The sequence below is a fragment of the Pseudactinotalea suaedae genome (assembly GCF_009733815.1).
GTDB classification, from domain to species: domain Bacteria; phylum Actinomycetota; class Actinomycetes; order Actinomycetales; family Beutenbergiaceae; genus Pseudactinotalea; species Pseudactinotalea suaedae.
Genome location: NZ_WNXY01000003.1, coordinates 67,119 through 84,144 on the forward strand (window position 1 = coordinate 67,119; position 17,026 = coordinate 84,144).

14 protein-coding genes are annotated in these 17,026 nt (G+C 71.0%); 6 read left to right on the forward strand and 8 right to left on the reverse strand.

Going from position 1 to position 17,026, the window contains the following annotated elements:
• The first annotated feature begins 35 nt into the window (after window positions 1–35).
• Together GPA04_RS05890 and GPA04_RS05895 are read left to right on the forward strand one after the other, a co-directional pair.
• Window positions 36–1,337, forward strand: a complete 1,302-nt coding sequence (locus GPA04_RS05890; protein ID WP_156223160.1) for a sensor histidine kinase — start codon at window positions 36–38, stop codon at window positions 1,335–1,337.
• The gene (locus GPA04_RS05895; protein ID WP_156223161.1) at window positions 1,334–1,966 is read left to right on the forward strand and encodes a response regulator; all 633 of its coding nucleotides are present in this window, start codon (window positions 1,334–1,336) and stop codon (window positions 1,964–1,966) included. Before GPA04_RS05890 ends, GPA04_RS05895 begins: the two co-directional genes overlap by 4 nt.
• Window positions 1,967–1,996: 30 nt before the next feature.
• Here the strand turns inward: GPA04_RS05895 and GPA04_RS05900 are convergent, their stop codons facing one another.
• The 4 genes from GPA04_RS05900 to GPA04_RS05915 all read right to left on the reverse strand — a co-directional run bounded on the left by GPA04_RS05900 (window position 1,997) and on the right by GPA04_RS05915 (window position 6,754).
• Window positions 1,997–3,622 carry a hypothetical protein gene (locus GPA04_RS05900; RefSeq protein ID WP_156223162.1) on the reverse strand — a complete coding sequence of 542 codons (1,626 nt, stop codon included), beginning with the start codon at window positions 3,620–3,622 and terminating at the stop codon, window positions 1,997–1,999.
• A 23-nt stretch (window positions 3,623–3,645) separates the two neighbouring features.
• Window positions 3,646–4,467 (reverse strand): carbohydrate ABC transporter permease, encoded by an 822-nt coding sequence (locus tag GPA04_RS05905; protein ID WP_241680637.1) that lies wholly within the window; start codon window positions 4,465–4,467, stop codon window positions 3,646–3,648.
• Window positions 4,464–5,393, reverse strand: a complete 930-nt coding sequence (locus GPA04_RS05910; RefSeq protein WP_156223163.1) for a carbohydrate ABC transporter permease — start codon at window positions 5,391–5,393, stop codon at window positions 4,464–4,466. The genes GPA04_RS05905 and GPA04_RS05910 overlap by 4 nt, the downstream gene beginning before the upstream one ends.
• A gap of 65 nt (window positions 5,394–5,458) precedes the next feature.
• Window positions 5,459–6,754: an ABC transporter substrate-binding protein gene (locus GPA04_RS05915; protein ID WP_162458532.1), complete on the reverse strand. Its 1,296-nt coding sequence runs from the start codon at window positions 6,752–6,754 to the stop codon at window positions 5,459–5,461.
• Between the two features lie 264 nt (window positions 6,755–7,018).
• On the opposite strand from GPA04_RS05915, the gene GPA04_RS05920 reads away from it, so the two are divergent.
• From GPA04_RS05920 to GPA04_RS05930, 3 genes are all read left to right on the forward strand, one after another.
• Window positions 7,019–9,235: a glycoside hydrolase domain-containing protein gene (locus GPA04_RS05920; protein WP_156223165.1), complete on the forward strand. Its 2,217-nt coding sequence runs from the start codon at window positions 7,019–7,021 to the stop codon at window positions 9,233–9,235.
• Window positions 9,232–10,518, forward strand: coding sequence for a glycosyltransferase (locus GPA04_RS05925; protein ID WP_156223166.1), 1,287 nt, complete (start codon window positions 9,232–9,234; stop codon window positions 10,516–10,518). The genes GPA04_RS05920 and GPA04_RS05925 overlap by 4 nt, the downstream gene beginning before the upstream one ends.
• 160 nt (window positions 10,519–10,678) lie before the next feature.
• Window positions 10,679–11,125 carry a hypothetical protein gene (locus GPA04_RS05930; protein WP_156223167.1) on the forward strand — a complete coding sequence of 149 codons (447 nt, stop codon included), beginning with the start codon at window positions 10,679–10,681 and terminating at the stop codon, window positions 11,123–11,125.
• Window positions 11,126–11,141: 16 nt separating this feature from the next.
• Here GPA04_RS05930 and GPA04_RS05935 read toward each other — a convergent pair whose 3' ends face one another.
• Entirely contained in the window at window positions 11,142–11,489 is a 348-nt protein-coding gene (locus tag GPA04_RS05935; RefSeq protein WP_156223168.1) for an L-rhamnose mutarotase, read from the reverse strand.
• On the reverse strand, window positions 11,486–12,817 hold the full coding sequence (locus GPA04_RS05940) for a Gfo/Idh/MocA family protein (RefSeq protein ID WP_156223169.1): 1,332 nt from the start codon (window positions 12,815–12,817) through the stop codon (window positions 11,486–11,488). The genes GPA04_RS05935 and GPA04_RS05940 overlap by 4 nt, the downstream gene beginning before the upstream one ends.
• A gap of 126 nt (window positions 12,818–12,943) precedes the next feature.
• Between GPA04_RS05940 and GPA04_RS05945 the strand changes: the two genes are divergently transcribed.
• A complete protein-coding gene (locus GPA04_RS05945; protein ID WP_156223170.1) occupies window positions 12,944–13,477 on the forward strand; it encodes a hypothetical protein in 534 nt (177 codons plus the stop codon).
• Here GPA04_RS05945 and GPA04_RS05950 read toward each other — a convergent pair.
• Both GPA04_RS05950 and GPA04_RS05955 read right to left on the reverse strand, forming a co-directional pair.
• Complete coding sequence (locus GPA04_RS05950) at window positions 13,474–14,982, reverse strand: rhamnulokinase (RefSeq protein ID WP_156223171.1); 1,509 nt, start codon at window positions 14,980–14,982, stop codon at window positions 13,474–13,476. The two genes, GPA04_RS05945 and GPA04_RS05950, sit on opposite strands and share 4 nt — an antisense overlap.
• A gap of 4 nt (window positions 14,983–14,986) precedes the next feature.
• Entirely contained in the window at window positions 14,987–17,023 is a 2,037-nt protein-coding gene (locus tag GPA04_RS05955) for a bifunctional aldolase/short-chain dehydrogenase (protein WP_156223172.1), read from the reverse strand.
• Between the last annotated feature and the right edge of the window lie 3 nt (window positions 17,024–17,026).

Below are 17,026 nucleotides of genomic sequence, written 5' to 3' on the forward strand. Positions count from 1 at the left end.
GCGGCTCGCAGGCACCCGGAGCGGGAGGGATGACGATGGCCATGGAGGCTGAGCTGCGCCACGCGCTCGAGCGTGCCGAACGCCGCCGCAGCGTCGTCATGCGGGTGCTGCCGTACGTCCTGCTCGCGGTCAGCCTGGTGTTCACGCTGCTGCAGGCGCTCGTGGACCCCGGCGTCAACGTGGCCGCCGTCCTCGTGCTGACGGCCGCGGCTGCCGGGTGGGTCCACCTCTTCGGCCGGCACCCGGAGTGGCACCAGCGCCCGGCCCTGATGGGCGTCCAGGTGGCCGGCGTCGTCGCGCTGGCCGGAGGACTCGTCGCCGCCTCACCCTGGTACGGGTTCTTCGCCTTCATGGGCTACGTCTACGCCGAGATGCACCTGCGGCGGCGGTGGAAGTACGTGGGGGTGGTCGCCACCGCGGTGGTCACGTCGGCGGCATACCTCGGTGGCTATGCGGGGCTCTCGGCGGGGCAGGCATGGCTGGCCTGGCCGCCTGTCGCGGTGGTGGTGGCCGTGCTCGCCAGCGCGTTCATGCGCTTCGCCGAGCAGGAGGACAAGCGCAGCCTGTGGCAGCGACAGTCCCTGGACGAGCTGCACGCCGCCAACGTCCAGCTCGAGGAGGCCCTGCGGGACAACGCCGCGCTGCACGCCCAGCTGCTCGTCCAGGCCCGCGAGGCCGGCGTGCAGGACGAACGGCAGCGGATGGCCCGGGAGATCCACGACACGCTGGCTCAGGGGCTCGCCGGCATCCTCGCCCAGCTCCAGGCGGCCGAGCAGACCCTGCGAGTCGGCTCCCCGGAACGCCGGCAGGTCACCGCGGCGATCGTGCTGGCCCGCGAGGGCCTCACCGAGGCCCGACGGACCGTGCACGCCGTCGAGCCGCAGGTGCTGGCCGACTCCCGGTTGCCCGAGGCCATCCAGGGTGCGGTCGCCCGCTGGTCCGAGGAGCACGGCGTCGAGGGGGTGCTGACCACGACCGGGCATCCCCGGCCACTGCGCACGGACGTCGAGGTGACCCTGCTGCGCACGGCCCAGGAGGCGCTGGCCAACGTGGCCAAGCACGCGCGTGCCGGCCGCGTGGTGCTCACGCTCTCCTACATGGAGGACGTCGTCACCCTGGACGTGCTCGATGACGGCATCGGGTTCGAGGCCGCCGCGGTGCGCGGCCCTGGCGCGTCGCAGGGTCAGACGGCTCCGGCCGGCGGTTTCGGGCTGGCGGGCATGCGCCAACGGGTCCAGCGACTGGCGGGCAAGCTCGAGGTGGAGTCCGAGCCGGGCGGCGGCACCGCGATCTCGGCGACCGTGCCCGCGATCCCGGCTGCGGAGGAGGCGGCATGATCTCGGTGCTCATCGTCGACGACCACCCGGTGGTCAGGGACGGGTTGCGCAGCATGCTCAGCGCGGACGGCCGCTTCGAGGTGGTGGGCGAGGCCGGCGACGGGAAGCGAGCCGTGGCCGAGGCGGCCAGGCTTCGACCCGACGTCGTCCTCATGGACCTGCGGATGCCGGAGGGCGACGGCGTCACCGCCATCCGCGAGCTGTCCCGGCAGCAGGTCCCGGTGCGGGTGCTGGTGCTGACGACGTACGACACCGACCACGACGTGCTGCTGGCGATCGACGCCGGCGCGACCGGCTATCTGCTCAAGGACACGCCGCGCGAGGAGCTCTTCCGAGCGGTCGAGGCCGCCTCCCGCGGGGAGTCGGTGCTCTCCCCCTCCGTGACCTCCCGCCTGATGGGCCAGATGCGCCAGCCGCCGGCCGAGACGCCGTCACCACGGGAGCTGGACGTGCTGCGCCTCATCGCGGGCGGAGCGACCAACCGGGAGGTCGCGAAGCGGTTGTACATCAGCGAGACCACCGTCAAGACCCACCTGCTGCACGTCTACGCCAGGCTCGGTGTGCACGACCGCGCCGCCGCCGTGGCCGCCGCCTTCTCCCGTGGCTACCTGACGCCTCCCGGTCGGTGACCGGCCTGCCGGGACCCTGCGGGTGAGCCCTCAGGCGGGACGAAGGCGCAGGGTCCAGGCACCGGGCGTCGTACCGGTGAGGTACAGCCTGGGACCTGCGAGCGCGTCGGTGCCGCCGAGGAAGCTGAAGGTCTCGCCGGGGGCGTAGAACCCGGCTCCCTCGGGTTCGGGGTCGAGCGTCGTCTCGATGACGACGGCGTCGCTCCCGTGGCGTAGCTCCGCGCGGCTCCCGGTCATGCGGTAGGTGTCGGGGCCGGTCGCGACCACGCCGGTCAGGTCGCCCTCGCCCAGGGCGACCTCGAGCGACCAGCGGGTGTGCGCCCCGGTGGTCTCGACGCTCACCTCGAGACCGCGCCCCCCGGTGCGCACCGTGACGTCGGTGACCAGGGACACCGCGTCGTGGGGGCGCTCGTCGAAGGCCATCGAGGCCGTGAAGCGGCCGTCGTCCACGAGCGGGTACGCCCCGTCCGAGCGACGACGAGCCGCAGGCAGCGGCTGGTAGTAGCGAGCCGTGACGGTCTCACGGAGGTGAGCACCGCCGTCGTCGGTCACCTCCAGGCTCTCGGCCCGGAACGGGCCCAGGCCGAAGAACACGCGCGAGAGCCGCAGCGACCGCACCACGGCGTCGCCGGAGCGATAGCGCAGGAAGGTCGGGTTGCCGGCCAGCCCCGATCCGACGCGACCGACGTGCGGCACGTCGGAGCCGCCGTACACGACCGTGCGCGTGCGCCTGTGCGAGGCCACCAGCAGCCCGACGCCGGCGAGGTGGCGCACGGCCGGCTCCTGCGACCGGGCCTCGGCGACCGCGACCTCGACGTCGGCGCCCAGCTCGGGCTCGGCCGCGAGCTCCAGCAGCGCGATCGCCGCGAGCGCACCCGCGCGCGGCTCCGAGCGCGCGGCACCGGCAGCGCACGTGGTGCAACCCCGGACGGCGTACCGCCGCAGCTGGGTGTGGAACGCCTCGACCGGGATCGAGCCGCCCTGGTCCTGGCGTCGCGAGAACACGGTCTCGACGGCGCCGTCGGCGTCCGTCAGGTCGAGGATGGTGTGGAGGTTCCGGTGGACGATCTCCTCGAGGTCGTCGCGGCCCAGGACCTCCGCGAGCACCAGCAGGCACGGGTTGCTCACGAACGCCGCGTAGTTGGCGCTCCGCTCGGAGTAGATGCCATCGGCGTCGACGTCCACGCCCTCGGCGAGCCACTCCCGCGCGCGAGGCACCGCACGGTCGTCGAACGGCGCGAGCCGCACCAGCGCGGAGCTGATCTCCCACCGGTGATTCGGTGTGTGCACTCCCCCGACCACGAGCGCCGGCACGGCGGCGGCCGCGACCGCGCGCAACCTGGCCTCGAGCTCGCGTGCCTGTGGTGCACCGACCTCCGGCAGCAGATCGAGCGCGATGCCCACGTCGTTGAGCGTGAACGCGCTGTCGGGTGGCGAGTGCAGATTGCCGTCGGAGGAGAACAGCCCGTCCGGCCCCTGCAGGGCGGCGAGCCGATCCGCGAGCCCGACGGCGGTGCTCAGTCTGGTCCCGGAGCCCACCTGGGGTCGGACCGCCTCGAGCGCGACCGCCGTCGCCACGAGCCGCATCAGCGCGCGGTGACCCGGCGCAGGATCCTCGACCTCGGCGTCCCACCAGGCCTCGACGAGATCGGCCATCCGGTCGGTGAAGATCAGCGGGATCAGTCCTTCAGGCCGGAGTTGATGTCGGCGGACATGATCTGCCGCTGGAAGATGATGAACAGGATCACCATCGGGATCAACGAGATCACCGAGGCCGACAGCAGCACCGACCAGTCGATGTTGTCCGCGCCGACGATCGAGCGCAGGGCGATCTGCAACGTGTACTTGTTCGGGTCGTTCAGCACGATCAGCGGCCAGATGTAGTCGTTCCAGCGCCACTGGAAGGAGAAGATCGCGAGCACCACGGCGATCGGCTTCGCGATCGGCAGCATGATCTGGAAGAACGCCCGGAACTCGCCGACGCCATCGATGCGGGCCGCCTCGAGCAGCTCGTCCGGCACGGTCCGGAAGTACTGCCGGAACATGAAGATGCCGGTCGCGGTGATGATCGACGGGACGATGATGCCGGCCAGGCTGTTGTACAGGCCGAGGTCACGGATGATCGCGAACGTCGAGGGCATGATGACCTCGGTCGGGAGCATCGTGGTGATGAGGATGCACACGAAGAAGGCCTGCAGCCACCATGCCTTGTACTTGGCGAACGCGTACCCCGTCATCGCCGAGACCAGCACGGTGAACACCGTCGTGATCACCGCGACGGTGCCGGTGTTGGCGAAGTAGCGCCAGAAGTCGAACCGGGTCCAGGCCGTCTCGTAGCCGGAGGAGGTCCAGCTCTTCGGGAACAACGACAGCGGCAGGCTGAAGAGCTCGCTGCCGGGCTTGAAGGAGCTGAGCAGGAACCACAGCATCGGGAACGCGAACAGCGCCGCGAGCACGACCAGCAGCGCGGTCAGCCAGATGTTGACGCCACGGATCCTCACGAGAGGTCCTCTCTCCGGTCGAAGCGCATCTGGATGAGCGCGATGACGATGAGGATGACCATGAGCACCATCGACACGGCACTCGCGTAGCCGATCTGCGCTCGCTGGAACCCCGTCTGGTAGATGTACTGGACGATGAACATGTTCTCGGTGCCCGGCCCGCCGCCGTTGAGCGCCTGGACCATCGCGAACTCCTTCATCGCACCGAGGGTGCCGAGCAGGACCACCATGAAGGAGGTCGGCCGCAGCAGCGGCAGCGTGATCCGGAAGAACCGCTGCGAGGCCGAGGCGCCGTCGAGCTGGGCCGCCTCGAGGTAGGACTTCGGGATGTTCCGCAGTGCTGCGATGAACAGCAGCATGGTGAAGGCCGTCCCCGCCCAGGTGCCCGCGAGGATGACGACCCCGAGGGCGAGGTCGCCGTTGGTCTCCCACTGCTGGCGCGGCAGGTTGATCGAGGTCAGCACGAAGTTGATCAGGCCGAAGTTCTCGCCGAACATCCAGCGCCAGATGACACCGGTGACGATCGGCGAGATCAGCCACGGGACGAAGAAGATCACGCGACCGGCGCTGCGGAACCGGGTGGCGGCCGAGGTCAGCAGCAGGGCGATGCCCAGCGCGGCGACGTAGTGCACCGGGACCGCGAGCACGGTGTAGAGCACGGTGCGGACGATCGAGCGGTAGAACTGCTCGTCGCCGAAGAGCTTCTCGTAGTTGGCGAGCCCGATGAACTCCGGGTCACCCACTCCCGTGTACTCGGTCAGCGAGTAGTACATGCCGAGCGAACCGGGGCCGACGAAGAACACCGCGAACAGCACGAACGCCACCGAGATGAACAGCAGCGGCGCCACGGTCTGCCCCGGGCGGCGGATCCGCCGAGGTCGGGGTGCGGCCGCCGGAGCGGCGACCGCGGGTGAGTCCTGGACCATCTTCTTCCTCCTACCTATGCGCAGCGGTGCGCTCCGGGACGTCCCGGAGCGCACCGCTGCCGGTCTCAGCTGGCGGAGCCGCAGGCCACCGGCCACAGCTCACCCATACAAGTGATGCACTCGTCGATGCCGATCTCGTCGTTCAGGTACCGGATGACGTTGTCGCGCAGCGGGTCGCCGTCGACGCTCAGGCCGGCCACCTCGAACCCGAGCTCCATCTGCTTGATCTGGCTGACGATCGGGTCGGAACCCGCGATCTCGGCGTTGTACAGGTCGAACGCCACCTGCTGGTCGCCGTAGTCGACGGTCGCGCCCTCGACGGCGGGCAGGAAGCCCGAGGTCGTGGCGAGCTCGTCGTAGTTCTCCTTCGTGAACAGCCAGTTCACGAAGTCGTAGGCGGCCTGGTCCTGCCCGGTGCCCTCGAACACGACGATCGAGGCGGCGTTGCCGAACTGGATGGCGCGGGTGGGCTGGCGCGGCGTGGGCACGGCCACCCACTCGAAGTCGGCGATGTTGACCGCGAAGTCCGCGATCTGCCACGAGCCCGAGTAGTACGAGACGACGTCGCCGCTCTTGAACAGGGCGTTGCCGTCGGCTTCGCTCAGCCACACCGAGCGAGGCATGAAGCTGTCGTCGTTGAGCTCGTAGAAGTACTCGAGCGCGGTCTTGGTGGCATCGTTCGTGGTGAAGGTGCCGCTGTCGTCGGGCTGCCACAGCGTGGAGCCGAACTCGTAGAGGAACGACTTGAGGCGGTGCGAGCTGCGGTCCATCGCCATGCCGTAGGAGGCACCGGTGGCTTCCTGGACCTGCTTGACGGCGGCCACGTAGTCGTCCCAGGACCAGACGTCGCCCTCGGGGTCGGTCGGGAAGGCCACGCCGGCCTCGTCGAAGAGCGACTTGTTGAGGAAGAGCCCGACGCCGGTGACGTCGGTCGGCAGGGACATGACCTTGCCGTCCTCGTCCTTGGCCGACAGGTCTTCCATCACGTTGTTGGCCGTCATGATCTCGGCCAGGTCCATCGTGGCGTTCTGCCAGACCGGGTCGACGGCGCCCACGCGAGCGAGGGCGGGGAGGTCGTCGGCCTGCGCGGCGTTCTTGAGCCGTGTGGTGAGGTCCTCGTTGGCGACGTCGACGATCTCGATGTCGATCCCGGTCTCCTCCTTGTACTTCGCCGCCATCGCGGCGAAGCCACCGCCCTGGTTGGCGTCACCGGAGAGGAAGAACTGCAGGGTGCCGACCTCGGCGGGGTCGGTGGACCCACCGCCCGCGTCGTCGCTGCCGCAGGCGGCCGTGAGACCGATCACAGCGGCTCCGGAGAGTCCGCCGAGCAGGAGCTGACGGCGGCTGAAGGTAGAGCTCATAGGTGCCTCTTCTCTGAGACGCGGCCGACCGACGCGACGCGCGCTGGATGCCTGGAAGGCGGTTACCGCGTGAACGTTAACATCGGTCCGACACCGGGTCAACATTTGTCCTGACATTCGCACGTAACGTCTTTTCACGGGCAACTTTCGGCGTCCTCGACAGCCCTCATCCCGACCCGTGGAGAGCTCGTCGGAGCCTCGTGTTACTGGACCCGTGACGTCCCCGAAACGCTGCGGACACGCCCGCCGCCTAGCGTCCGAGACATGTTCACGGACGTCGACCCGTTCATCGGCACGGAGGTCACCGACCTCCCGCCGCGCAGCGGGCTCGCGGCGACCTGGTGGTGGCCCAAGCCCCAGGTCGGCAACACCCACCCGGGCGCCTGCTACCCGCTCGGCATGGTGTCGGCGTGCGCCTACTCGGGCGCCTACCCCACCGGGTACGGCCGCTACGGCCTCGCGACCGAGGGCGTGCCGCCGGAGATCCACGACCGCAAGGTGGCGTCCGGCTTCACCCACTTCCAGCAGTCCGGCACCGGCGCGATCCGCAAGTACTACAACTACGTCCGCGTGACGCCGATGGCGCTGCCGCTCGACGACCTCGGCACCACCTGGGAGATCACGGACGAGCACGCCGAGCCGGGGTACTACCGGGCGACGCTCGCCTCCGGCGTCACCGCCGAGATCAGCGTGGGTCCCAAGTCGGCCGTGCACCGGTACACGTTCGGTGCCCACCGCGACGCTCGGGTCGTCGTCGATCTCTCGCTCGGCGGCCTCGCCATCCCGAACGGGGCCACGGTCCCGCTGCGCGCGCACCTGCAGTCCCTCGGTCAGGGCACAGCTCAGGGTGAGATCGTCGTCGAGGGCGCGCCGCTGGCCGTCCACATCGAGTGCGACGCACCGGGCTGGCGGCAGATGCTCTGGTACGACCGCCGGCTGATGCCGGGCGGTTCACGCCTCGACTTCGACTCGATCCGCCCGACGACGTTGCGCGACTTCGGGATCATGTGGGCCGGCCCCACGCTGCCGGGCCAGGTCATCGAGCTCCGGCTCGGCTTCAGCCTCCGCGGCGTCGACCAGGCCAGGACGAACCTCGAGGCCGACCAGGCCTCGGGCACCGGGGGCTTCGAGCGCCGACGCGCAGCGACGGCGGCCACGTGGCGCAGCGAGCTCGACGCCATCGCGATCGACAGCCCCAGCGCGGCTCGCCGCACCGTGATGGCGACGTCGCTCTACCACTCGCTGATCAAGCCGTGCCTGGCGCCGGACGAGAGCCCGTTCTGGCCGGTCGACGGTCCGTTCGTGTTCGACCTCTGCACGATGTGGGACATCTACCGCACGCAGCTGCCGCTGCTGATCGCGCTGCAGCCGGAACGAGCGGTCGAGATCGCCAACGCGCTCCTGCACATCTGCGAGGAGGAGGGCAACTTCCCGATCGGGTACCGGATGGCCCGCGGTGCCGACCGGTTCAGCAGGCAGGCGAGCGCGCTCGCGCACACGTTCCTGGCCGACCTGTGCCACCTCGGCATCCCGGGGATCGACTGGGACTGGGCGCTCGTGCACATGCAGGCGGACCTGCGCCGCACCTACGGCGAGGACTACCTGCTCAACGGGCGGGCCGAGCCGATCACCCACACGCTCGACCTCGCGCTCGGCTACTGGTGCACGGCCTCGGTGGCGACCGCCGTCGGGGACCACGTGCTCGCCGAGGAGCTGCGCTCGCTCGCCGGCGCCTGGCGCAACGCCTTCGACCCGGGCACCGGGCTGCTGCTGGACTCGACCTTCTACGAGGGTGGGAAGTGGAACTACTCCTTCCGACTCCTCCACGACATGGCCGCGCGCATCGAGCTCGCCGGCGGACCCGTGGCCTTCACGCAGCTGCTCGACACCTTCTTCGGCTTCGGCAGTGCTCCGGTGACCCAGCCGGGCCTGCACCCGAGCAAGGACGAGATGGCTGCCGGGTACGCGCTCGAGGTGTTCGAAGGGCTCAACAACGAGCCAGACATGGACGCGCCGTGGGCCTATCACTACGTCGGCCGCCCGGACCGGACCGCCGAGGTGGTGCACGCCGCGCTGCACCAGACCTTCGGCACCGGTCCCGGCGGGCTGCCCGGCAACGACGACTCCGGCGGGCTGTCCTCCTGGTACGTGTGGGCGTCGCTGGGCCTGTTCCCGGTCGCCGGGCAGAGCCTCGTCATGGTGAACGCGCCCTCCTGGCGGTCGGCCCGGCTCGCCGTCGCGCACGGGACGCTCGAGATCGAGGCGATCGGGTTCCAGGAGGGTCCCGCGCCGCAGTACGTCCAGCAGGCGGCGCTCGACGGCGTCCCCCTGGACCGTGCGTGGCTCACCGGTGCCGAGCTCCACCGCGGCGGGCGGCTCGAGCTGACGCTCGGCGAGAAGCCGAGCTCCTGGGGCACGACCCGGCTCCCGCCGTCGGCCTCCACGGCTCTCGACCCGATGCGAACGGAGGTGCCGGCGTGACGACAGGGCGACTGGTGATCGTGGTCCGCGCCGATCCGGTGATCTGCGGCCACTCGGGTGAGGCGCGCAATCTCGCCGAGGCCGCGCTGCTGCGGGGCTTCGACGACGTCCGCATCGTGACATGGCCGATCGAGCGGCTGCAGGAGAGCGGGTTGCCGCTCAAGCCGCTCGACGAGATCTCCCCGTACAGCGAGGGCATCGTGGTCGAGCGGCCGGAGCCGGTGGGCGACTACAAGGTGCCGGACGGCCGGTACCTCGCGGGCATCGTCGGACGTCTGGTCGAGCTGTTCACCGACGGCGTGCCCACGCTGTGCCTGTCGCTGTACCTCAGCCCTCACACGGTGGCGGTCTCCGAGGCGCTGCGGATCGCCGAGGGCACCGGCCTGCCGGTGAACGTGCGGACCATCGCCGAGGCGGTCGGGTCGGACATCACGAACGTGGTGCGCTCCGCCGTCGCCGAGGGGCGGTTCGGGGCCGCTGCGCAGGTGCTCAGCGCCTATCTCTCCAGCGACGTGTGCGCGGCCGTCTCGCAGTACACGAAGACGATGATCGTGGAGTCGGCGGCCGAGCTCGACCTGCTGCACGGCACCGGCTACGCGCGCCGGTGCCGTGAGCGCGTCAGGGTCTCCTACCCGGCGATCGACACCGCCGCCTACACGAGCCTGTCGGTCGCCCGGCGTGACAGCGCCCTGGCCAGGCGTGGGTTGCGCGCGGGCGGCTACGTGCTGTTCCTGTCGCGGCTCGGGCGTGCGAAGGGTGTCGAGGACCTGATCGACGGCTACGGCCGCAGCCAGACCCGGCACCGGATCCCGCTGGTGATCTGCGGCAACGGGCCGGAGCGCGACGAGTTGCACGCCTGGGCCGAGCGCACCGGGGCCGCCGACCGCATCATGTTCCTGCACGACGTCTCCGACGCCGAGAAGCCGGCGCTGATGGCCGGGAGCCTGGCGTACGTGCTGCCCAGCAAGCCGAGGCCCGAGTTCACCGAGACGTTCGGCATCGCGCTGGTGGAGCAGATGCTCGCCGGCGGCGGCCCGGTGATCACCTGCGACACCGGCGGCATCAGGGAGGCGGTGGGCGACGCCGCGATCTTCGTCCCCCCGAGCGACCCCGGCGCCATCGCGGCCGCGCTGGACCGCGTGGTCATCGGCATGGACGCGCCCGAGCGGGCCGCGTGGTCGGCGCGCGCCCGGCAGCACGCGCTGCAGTTCGACCGGATGTCGATCTTCGACAACCTGCTCGTGCAGGTCGACGCGGTCACCCCGCTGCGCGCGGCGTCCTGACCGCCTCGCTCCGCTCCCCCGTCGCTACGAGCCTCCGCTTGCCTCGAGATCGGACCTGCGGGACGAGATCGGACTGCAGGGGGTCCGATCTCGCCCCGCAGGTCCGATGTCGTGGGCAGGTAGCTGGCCGCGCGGACATCTCCACCCCTACCTTGGGGCGATGAGGTGGGCGACGGCGGCCGGAGCTGGTGTGGTGGGCGCGCTCACCCTGTGCGCCGCGTGCTCGCAGGCACAGCGGCCCTCGCTTCCCTCCCCGCTGCCGACCGACGTCCCGTACGCCTATCACCTGCAGACCGAGTCGGGAGGGGATGGCGCCCTCCTCGAGGGGACGCTCGCACTGCAGGACGGCTGCCTTGTGGTGCTGCGTTCCTACGAAGGTCTTGACGACGACCTGCCGCCGGTCGTGCCGGTGCTCCCGATCGCCGTCACCACCTGGGACGGGACGACCCTGACCATCAACGGTGAGAGCGCCGCCGTCGGCGAGCTCATCTCGGTCGGCGGCGGTTATCGGCCGGAGACGGGGGACTGGTTCGTCCCGGACGGATGCCCGGCGCTCGACGAGTCTCCCGACGGCGCGAACTACTTCGGCGTCGGGATCTACGGCTGACTCGATCCCAACGCGATCAGGCGGTGGGCAGGCCCGCCGCCCGGAGCTGGTCCTCGAGGTGGAAGATCTCGGGGAGCAGCTGGAAGCCCTCGTCGGGGTTGCCGGGATCGACGAAGAACCGCTCCATGCTCGCCTGCCAGCGCGGGTTCACCTCGGTGCGGGTCATCGCCTCCTGGGCGGCGGCGTAGTCGTCGGACTCGAAGTGACCCACCAGCAAGCCGTCCTCCGACAGGTACAGCGAGTAGTTCCGCCACCCTGAGTCGCGCAGCGCCTCGAGCATCTCGGGCCAGACCGCGGCGTGCGCGGCGGTGTACTCCGCCAGTCGGTCCGGCCGGACCCGGTTGATGAAGCAGTAGCGGGTCACGCCGGCGCGCCCGCCTCGACCGAGCTCGCCGCCGGGTCGACGCCGAGGTCGAGGTCGGCGATGCGGACCGCCTGACCCGAGACGAGCGAGGCGTTGCCGGCGATCCCGACGCACACGGCGCGGACGCCGTCGAGCACCCCAGCCGCCTGACGCAACGGGTCGGGGCGGGTGCCGGGCTGGAAGACGTCCTGCAGCAGGAACGCGTCGCCACCACCGTGACCGCCGATGCCCTCGGGGATCTCGACCTCGCGCGCGGCCTCCCAGTGGCGCTGCACCAGCAGCCGCGCACCCTTGGGCCGGGTGGCCTCGGCCTGCTCGACCTCGTTGGCGCTGGGGTCCACGACGGCGCCCTTGGCCTCGACGAAGGACCGCTCGACCACCTCGAGCTCGGCGCGGCCCTCGGAGCCGTTGACGAACACCCGGTAGCCCTCCCACGGCGAGTGCGCCGTGAGGTTATAGGTCATGAACGGGCCGCCGGCGTAGTCGATCACCAGGCCCAGGTCGTCCTCGATCGTGATCCCCGGGCCGAAGACGTCCTGGTCACGGATGTAGCCGTCGTGCTTCTCGGCGTCGTAGTAGAGCTCCTTGAGCTTCTCATCGGCCGAGATGTCCAGCGACCACGGGTCGTCCGGGCGGCCCTCGGAACCACGCGCCGGCCGCTCCCCCGCACCGGCGGCACCGGCGCCGTCGGGGCCGTAGAACTTCAGGCCACCGGTCGCGTACACGCGGGTCGGGACGTCCTGGAGCCACCAGTTCACGAGGTCGAAGTGGTGGCTGGACTTGTGGATCAGCAGGCCACCGGAGCGGTCCTTGAGCCGGTGCCAGCGGCGGAAGTAGTCCGCGCCGTGGGCCGTGTCGAGCACCCACTCGAAGTGCACCGAGAGCACGCGGCCGATCTCACCTTCGGCGATGATCCGGCGCAGCTCGCTGTTGCGCGGCGAGTAGCGGTAGTTGAAGGTCATCACGAGCTCGCGGCCGGTCTCGCGCATCGCGTCGGTGATGAGGCGGCAGCCCGCCTCGGAGATCGTCAACGGCTTCTCGACGACGACGTCGGCACCCGCCCGCATCGCGCGCGCCACCACCTCGGCGTGCGCGTGGTCGGGAGTGGTGACGACCAGCCGGTCGACACGCTCCTCGACGATCATCTTCTCGAGGTCGGCCGGCGTGTACCGGGGAAGCTCGGCCGAGATCAGGTTGTCGTACCACGAGGCCCGCACCGGGTTCGGTTCGCACCAGGCGACCAGCTCTCCGGCCTCGGCGTGGTCACCGGTCAGCGCTCCGACGTACATCCCTGCGCGCGAGCCGGTACCGGCGACGGCGTACCTCATCCTGATCTGTCCTCTCGACTGCGAAAGCGTGCTGGCTCAGCGTGCCCCACCCGGCTCCGGAACCGCTACGCGTTGCCGGTAGTTGCGGATCCGTTACGGTGGCGGTGCCGAACATCGGGGGGCCGCATGACCGCTGACGAGCGCACCGCCGCGCGTGTCCACGAGCTCGAGCGGCGCACCGACGCGCTCGAGTCGCTGCTGCTGCGCGGATGGTGCTTCGTGGTCGCCGCGCTCCTGGTCGCCGGGCTGCTGGTGCCGTACGGGCACGAGGGTCTCGACGACGACCGCACCACCTGGTCGGTGCTCACCACCCCGTTCGTCGCCCTCAACGACGGGACCGACGGTCTCGAGGGCAGCGACCTCACGCTGGGGATCCTGTACCTCGGTGGGTTCGTCGGCCTGATCCTCGTGGCCCTCGGGCTGCTCGGCGGGCTGGTGATCATCGGCGGCAGGGCCGCCTGCACCCGCGCCCCGCGGGTGCTCCGCGTCCTGGTCGTCCTCGCAGTCGTCGGGTCCGTCGTGGTGCTGCTCCTGACCGGCATGATCGCGAACCTCGACCGGGGCGAGGGCGGCCCAGGTGGGCTCGTGCTGCTGGCCGGCGCGCTCGCCTTCGTCCCGCTGCTGACCGCACGCGGCCGATCCCTCTGGGCCGACCGCTAGCCGTGGACGCGTGCCTCGGCCTCGGCCCAGACACGCGGGTCGAGGTCGCTGGCCGGCCGATAGCTCACCAGCGTGACGCCCCGCGCGGCGACCTCCCGCAGCGCACCCAGGCCACCGCCGTCCGGGAGCGCACCGAGCGCGCGAGCCTGCACGAGCGCGTTCCCGAGCGCCGTCGACTCCTCCGGACCGGCGACCACCTCGAGCCCGGTCGCGTCCGCGGTCAGCTGCATCAGCAACGCGTTCCGCGACCCGCCGCCGACGACGTGGACGACGCCGACCTGCTGCTCGGAGAGCTCGGTGGCGTCCCGCACCGCGCGCCGATAGGCCACCGCGAGCGAGTCCAGGATGCAGCGCGTCACCTCGGCGGGCGTGGTCGGCACCGGCTGTCCACAGGCACGCGCATGGGCGGCGATCCGTGCGGGCATGTCACCGGGAGGCAGGAAGTCGGCGTGGTCGACATCGATCACGGTGCGCCGCTCGGGCACGTCGGCAGCATCCGCGAGCAGCTGCTGCAGCTCGACCGCCTCGCCCCGCTCCGCCCAGGTGCGCTGCGACTCCTGCAGCACCCACAGCCCCATGACGTTGCGCAGGTAGCGCACCGTGCCGTCGACGCCGAGCTCGTTGGTGAAGTTCTTCGCACGGCTCGCCTCGGTCCGGATCGGCTCGTCGAGCTCGACACCCACGAGCGACCACGTCCCGCACGAGATGTAGGCGAAGTCGGCCCGCTGCGCGGGCACGCCGACGACGGCGGAGGCCGTGTCGTGCGATCCCACCGCCACGACCGGGACCTCGCCCAGGCCGGTGCGCTCGGCCACCGCAGGCGTGAGGGTGCCGATCACGGTGCCGGGACGCACGACGTCGGGCAGCAGCTCGCGCGGGATGCCGAGGCGGTGCAGCAGCTGCGGCGACCAGTCACCGGCGGCGACGTCGAGCAGCGCCGTCGTGGAGGCGTTGGTCTGCTCGGCGACCCGCGCGCCGGTCAGCAGGTAGGCGAGGAGATCGGGCACGAGCAGCACCGTGCGCGCCCGGTCCCACAGCTGCCCCTGCTGCTCGGCGTCGAGCTGGTAGACCGTGTTGAACGGCAGGTGCTGCATGCCGCCGATCGCGTACAGCTCCTCCGGGGAGACCCGTTCGTGCACGCGCGGCACAGCGGCCTCGGTCCGGCCGTCCCGATAGGCGACCGGCTCGGCCAGGAGCGCTCCGTGCTCGTCGAGGAGGCCGTAGTCCACGGCCCAGGTGTCGATCCCGATCGAGGCCACCGGCCCCTGCTCCCCAGCCGCCGTCAACCCGTCGAGGATCGCCTCGAGGAGGCCGGTCAGGTCCCAGCGCAGCGTCCCCTCGGCATCCGGGGACGCGCCGTTGGGGAACCGGGCGACCTCGGTGAGCGAGAGCGCCGGACCCGCCGGCTCGGCGTCCACGACAGCGCGGATCACCCGACCGCTCGAGGCCCCCAGGTCGACGGCGACGAACGCACCGGGCCCGGTGTCGGCAGCACCTCCGGACATCGGATCAGCGCAGGAACGCGGCCGCGACACCGGAGTCGACCGGGATGTGCAGACCGGTGGTCTGCTCCAGGTCGCCACCCGCGATCGCGAACGCCGCCGCGGCCACGTGCTCGGGGAGCACCTCCTTCTTGAGGAGGGTGCGCCGGGCGTAGTAGGCGCCGAGCTCGGACTCCGGCACGCCGTAGACCGCCGCCCGCTTGGCGCCCCAGCCGCCGGAGAAGATCCCGGAGCCGCGCACCACGCCGTCGGGGTTGATGCCGTTGACGCGGATGCCGTGCTCGCCCAGCTCGGCCGCGAGCAGCCGCACCTGGTGCGCCTGGTCGGCCTTGGTGGCGGAGTAGGCGATGTTGTTCGGGCCGGCGAAGATCGAGTTCTTCGAGCTGATGTAGATGATGTCGCCACCGAGCTTGGCGGCGATCATCGCGCGTGCCGCCTCGCGCGAGACGAGGAAGCTGCCGCGCGCCATCACGTTGTGCTGCAGGTCCCAGTCGGCGACCTCGGTCTCGAGCAGCGGCTTGCTCACCGACAGCCCGGCGTTGTTGACCACGAGGTCCACACCGCCGAACGCGAGGTTCGCGGCGGCGAGCATCGCCTTCACGTCGGCCTCGCTGGTGACGTCGGCGCGCACCGCGATCGCCTTGTCGGGGCCGCCCAGCTCGGCTGCCACGGCGGCCGCGCTCTCCTCGTTGAGGTCGGCGACCACGACGCACGCGCCCTCGGCCGCGAACCGCTCGGCGATCGCCTTGCCGATCCCGGAACCGGCGCCGGTCACGAGCGCGATCCGGGAGGCGAGCGGCTTCGGCTTCGGCATCCGCTGCAGCTTCGCCTCCTCCAGCGCCCAGTACTCGATGCGGAACTTCTCGCTGTCCGAGATCGGGGCGTAGGTCGAGAGCCCCTCGGCGCCGCGCATCACGTTGATGGCGTTGATGTAGAACTCGCCGGCCACCCGGGCGGTCTGCTTGTCCTTGCCGTAGGAGAACATGCCGATGCCGGGGACGAGGACGATCAGCGGATCGGCTCCCCTCATGGCGGGGCTGTCCTTGGTGGCGTGTCGCTCGTAGTAGGCGGCGTAGTCGGCGCGGTAGGCCTGGTGCAGCTCCTCGACGCGGGCGACGACCTTCTCCCACGGTGCGTCCGGAGCGAGGTCCAGCACCATCGGCTTCACCTTGGTGCGCAGGAAGTGGTCGGGGCAGCTGGTGCCGAGCTCGGCCAGTCGCGCGAGGTTGCGGGAGGCGAGGAAGTCGAGGACGACCTTGTCGTCGGTGAAGCTGCCGACCATCGCCTTGTCGTGCGAGGCCACGCCGCGCAGCAGCGGCGCCAGCTCGGCGGCGCGCGCGAGCCGCTTGGCCCTGGTCAGCGGCTCGTACTTCTTCACGCGCGCGCCGAACGGGTTCTTCTTGCTGTTCGCCTTGATGTACTTCTCGGCGGTGCGGATCATCCAGAGCGAGTTCTTCTGCGCCTGCGCCGAGGTGTCACCCCACGCCGTGATGCCGTGTCCCCCGAGGATGCAGCCCACCGCCTGCGGGTTGGCCTCCTTGATGGCGGCGATGTCGAGCCCGAGCTGGAAGCCGGGCCGGCGCCACGGCACCCAGACGACCTTGTCCCCGAAGATCCGCGAGGTGAGCTCCTCGCCGTCGGCGGCGGTCGCGATCGCGATGCCCGAGTCGGGGTGCAGGTGGTCCACGTGCGCGGCGTCGACGAGCCCGTGCATCGCGGTGTCGATCGAGGGTGCGGCCCCGCCCTTGCCGTGCAGGCAGTAGTCGAACGCGGCGACCATCTCGTCCTCGCGCTCGACGCCGGGGTAGACGTCCACCAGCGCGCGCATCCGGTCGAGCCGGAGCACGGCCAGCCCCGACTCGGTCAGGGTGCCGAGGTCGCCGCCCGACCCCTTCACCCACAGCAGCTCCACGGGCTGGCCGGTCACCGGGTCGGTGTCGGTGCCCTTGGCGGAGGTGTTGCCCCCCGCGTAGTTGGTGTTGCGCGGATCGGCCCCGAGCGCGTTCGAGCGGGCGATCAGGTCGGCTGCTGCCTGGTTCGTCATCTG

What these genes read in the sequence shown, in the direction of transcription:
- GPA04_RS05955 (WP_156223172.1), bottom strand. Translation starts at nt 17,023, where the DNA reads ATGACGAACCAGGCAGCAGCCGACCTGATCGCCCGCTCGAACGCGCTC.
- GPA04_RS05915 (WP_162458532.1), bottom strand. Translation starts at nt 6,754, where the DNA reads ATGAGCTCTACCTTCAGCCGCCGTCAGCTCCTGCTCGGCGGACTCTCC.
- GPA04_RS05910 (WP_156223163.1), bottom strand. Translation starts at nt 5,393, where the DNA reads ATGGTCCAGGACTCACCCGCGGTCGCCGCTCCGGCGGCCGCACCCCGA.
- GPA04_RS05895 (WP_156223161.1), top strand. Translation starts at nt 1,334, where the DNA reads ATGATCTCGGTGCTCATCGTCGACGACCACCCGGTGGTCAGGGACGGG.
- GPA04_RS05930 (WP_156223167.1), top strand. Translation starts at nt 10,679, where the DNA reads ATGAGGTGGGCGACGGCGGCCGGAGCTGGTGTGGTGGGCGCGCTCACC.
- GPA04_RS05945 (WP_156223170.1), top strand. Translation starts at nt 12,944, where the DNA reads ATGACCGCTGACGAGCGCACCGCCGCGCGTGTCCACGAGCTCGAGCGG.
- GPA04_RS05890 (WP_156223160.1), top strand. Translation starts at nt 36, where the DNA reads ATGGCCATGGAGGCTGAGCTGCGCCACGCGCTCGAGCGTGCCGAACGC.
- GPA04_RS05940 (WP_156223169.1), bottom strand. Translation starts at nt 12,817, where the DNA reads ATGAGGTACGCCGTCGCCGGTACCGGCTCGCGCGCAGGGATGTACGTC.
- GPA04_RS05900 (WP_156223162.1), bottom strand. Translation starts at nt 3,622, where the DNA reads ATGGCCGATCTCGTCGAGGCCTGGTGGGACGCCGAGGTCGAGGATCCT.
- GPA04_RS05950 (WP_156223171.1), bottom strand. Translation starts at nt 14,982, where the DNA reads ATGTCCGGAGGTGCTGCCGACACCGGGCCCGGTGCGTTCGTCGCCGTC.
- GPA04_RS05920 (WP_156223165.1), top strand. Translation starts at nt 7,019, where the DNA reads ATGTTCACGGACGTCGACCCGTTCATCGGCACGGAGGTCACCGACCTC.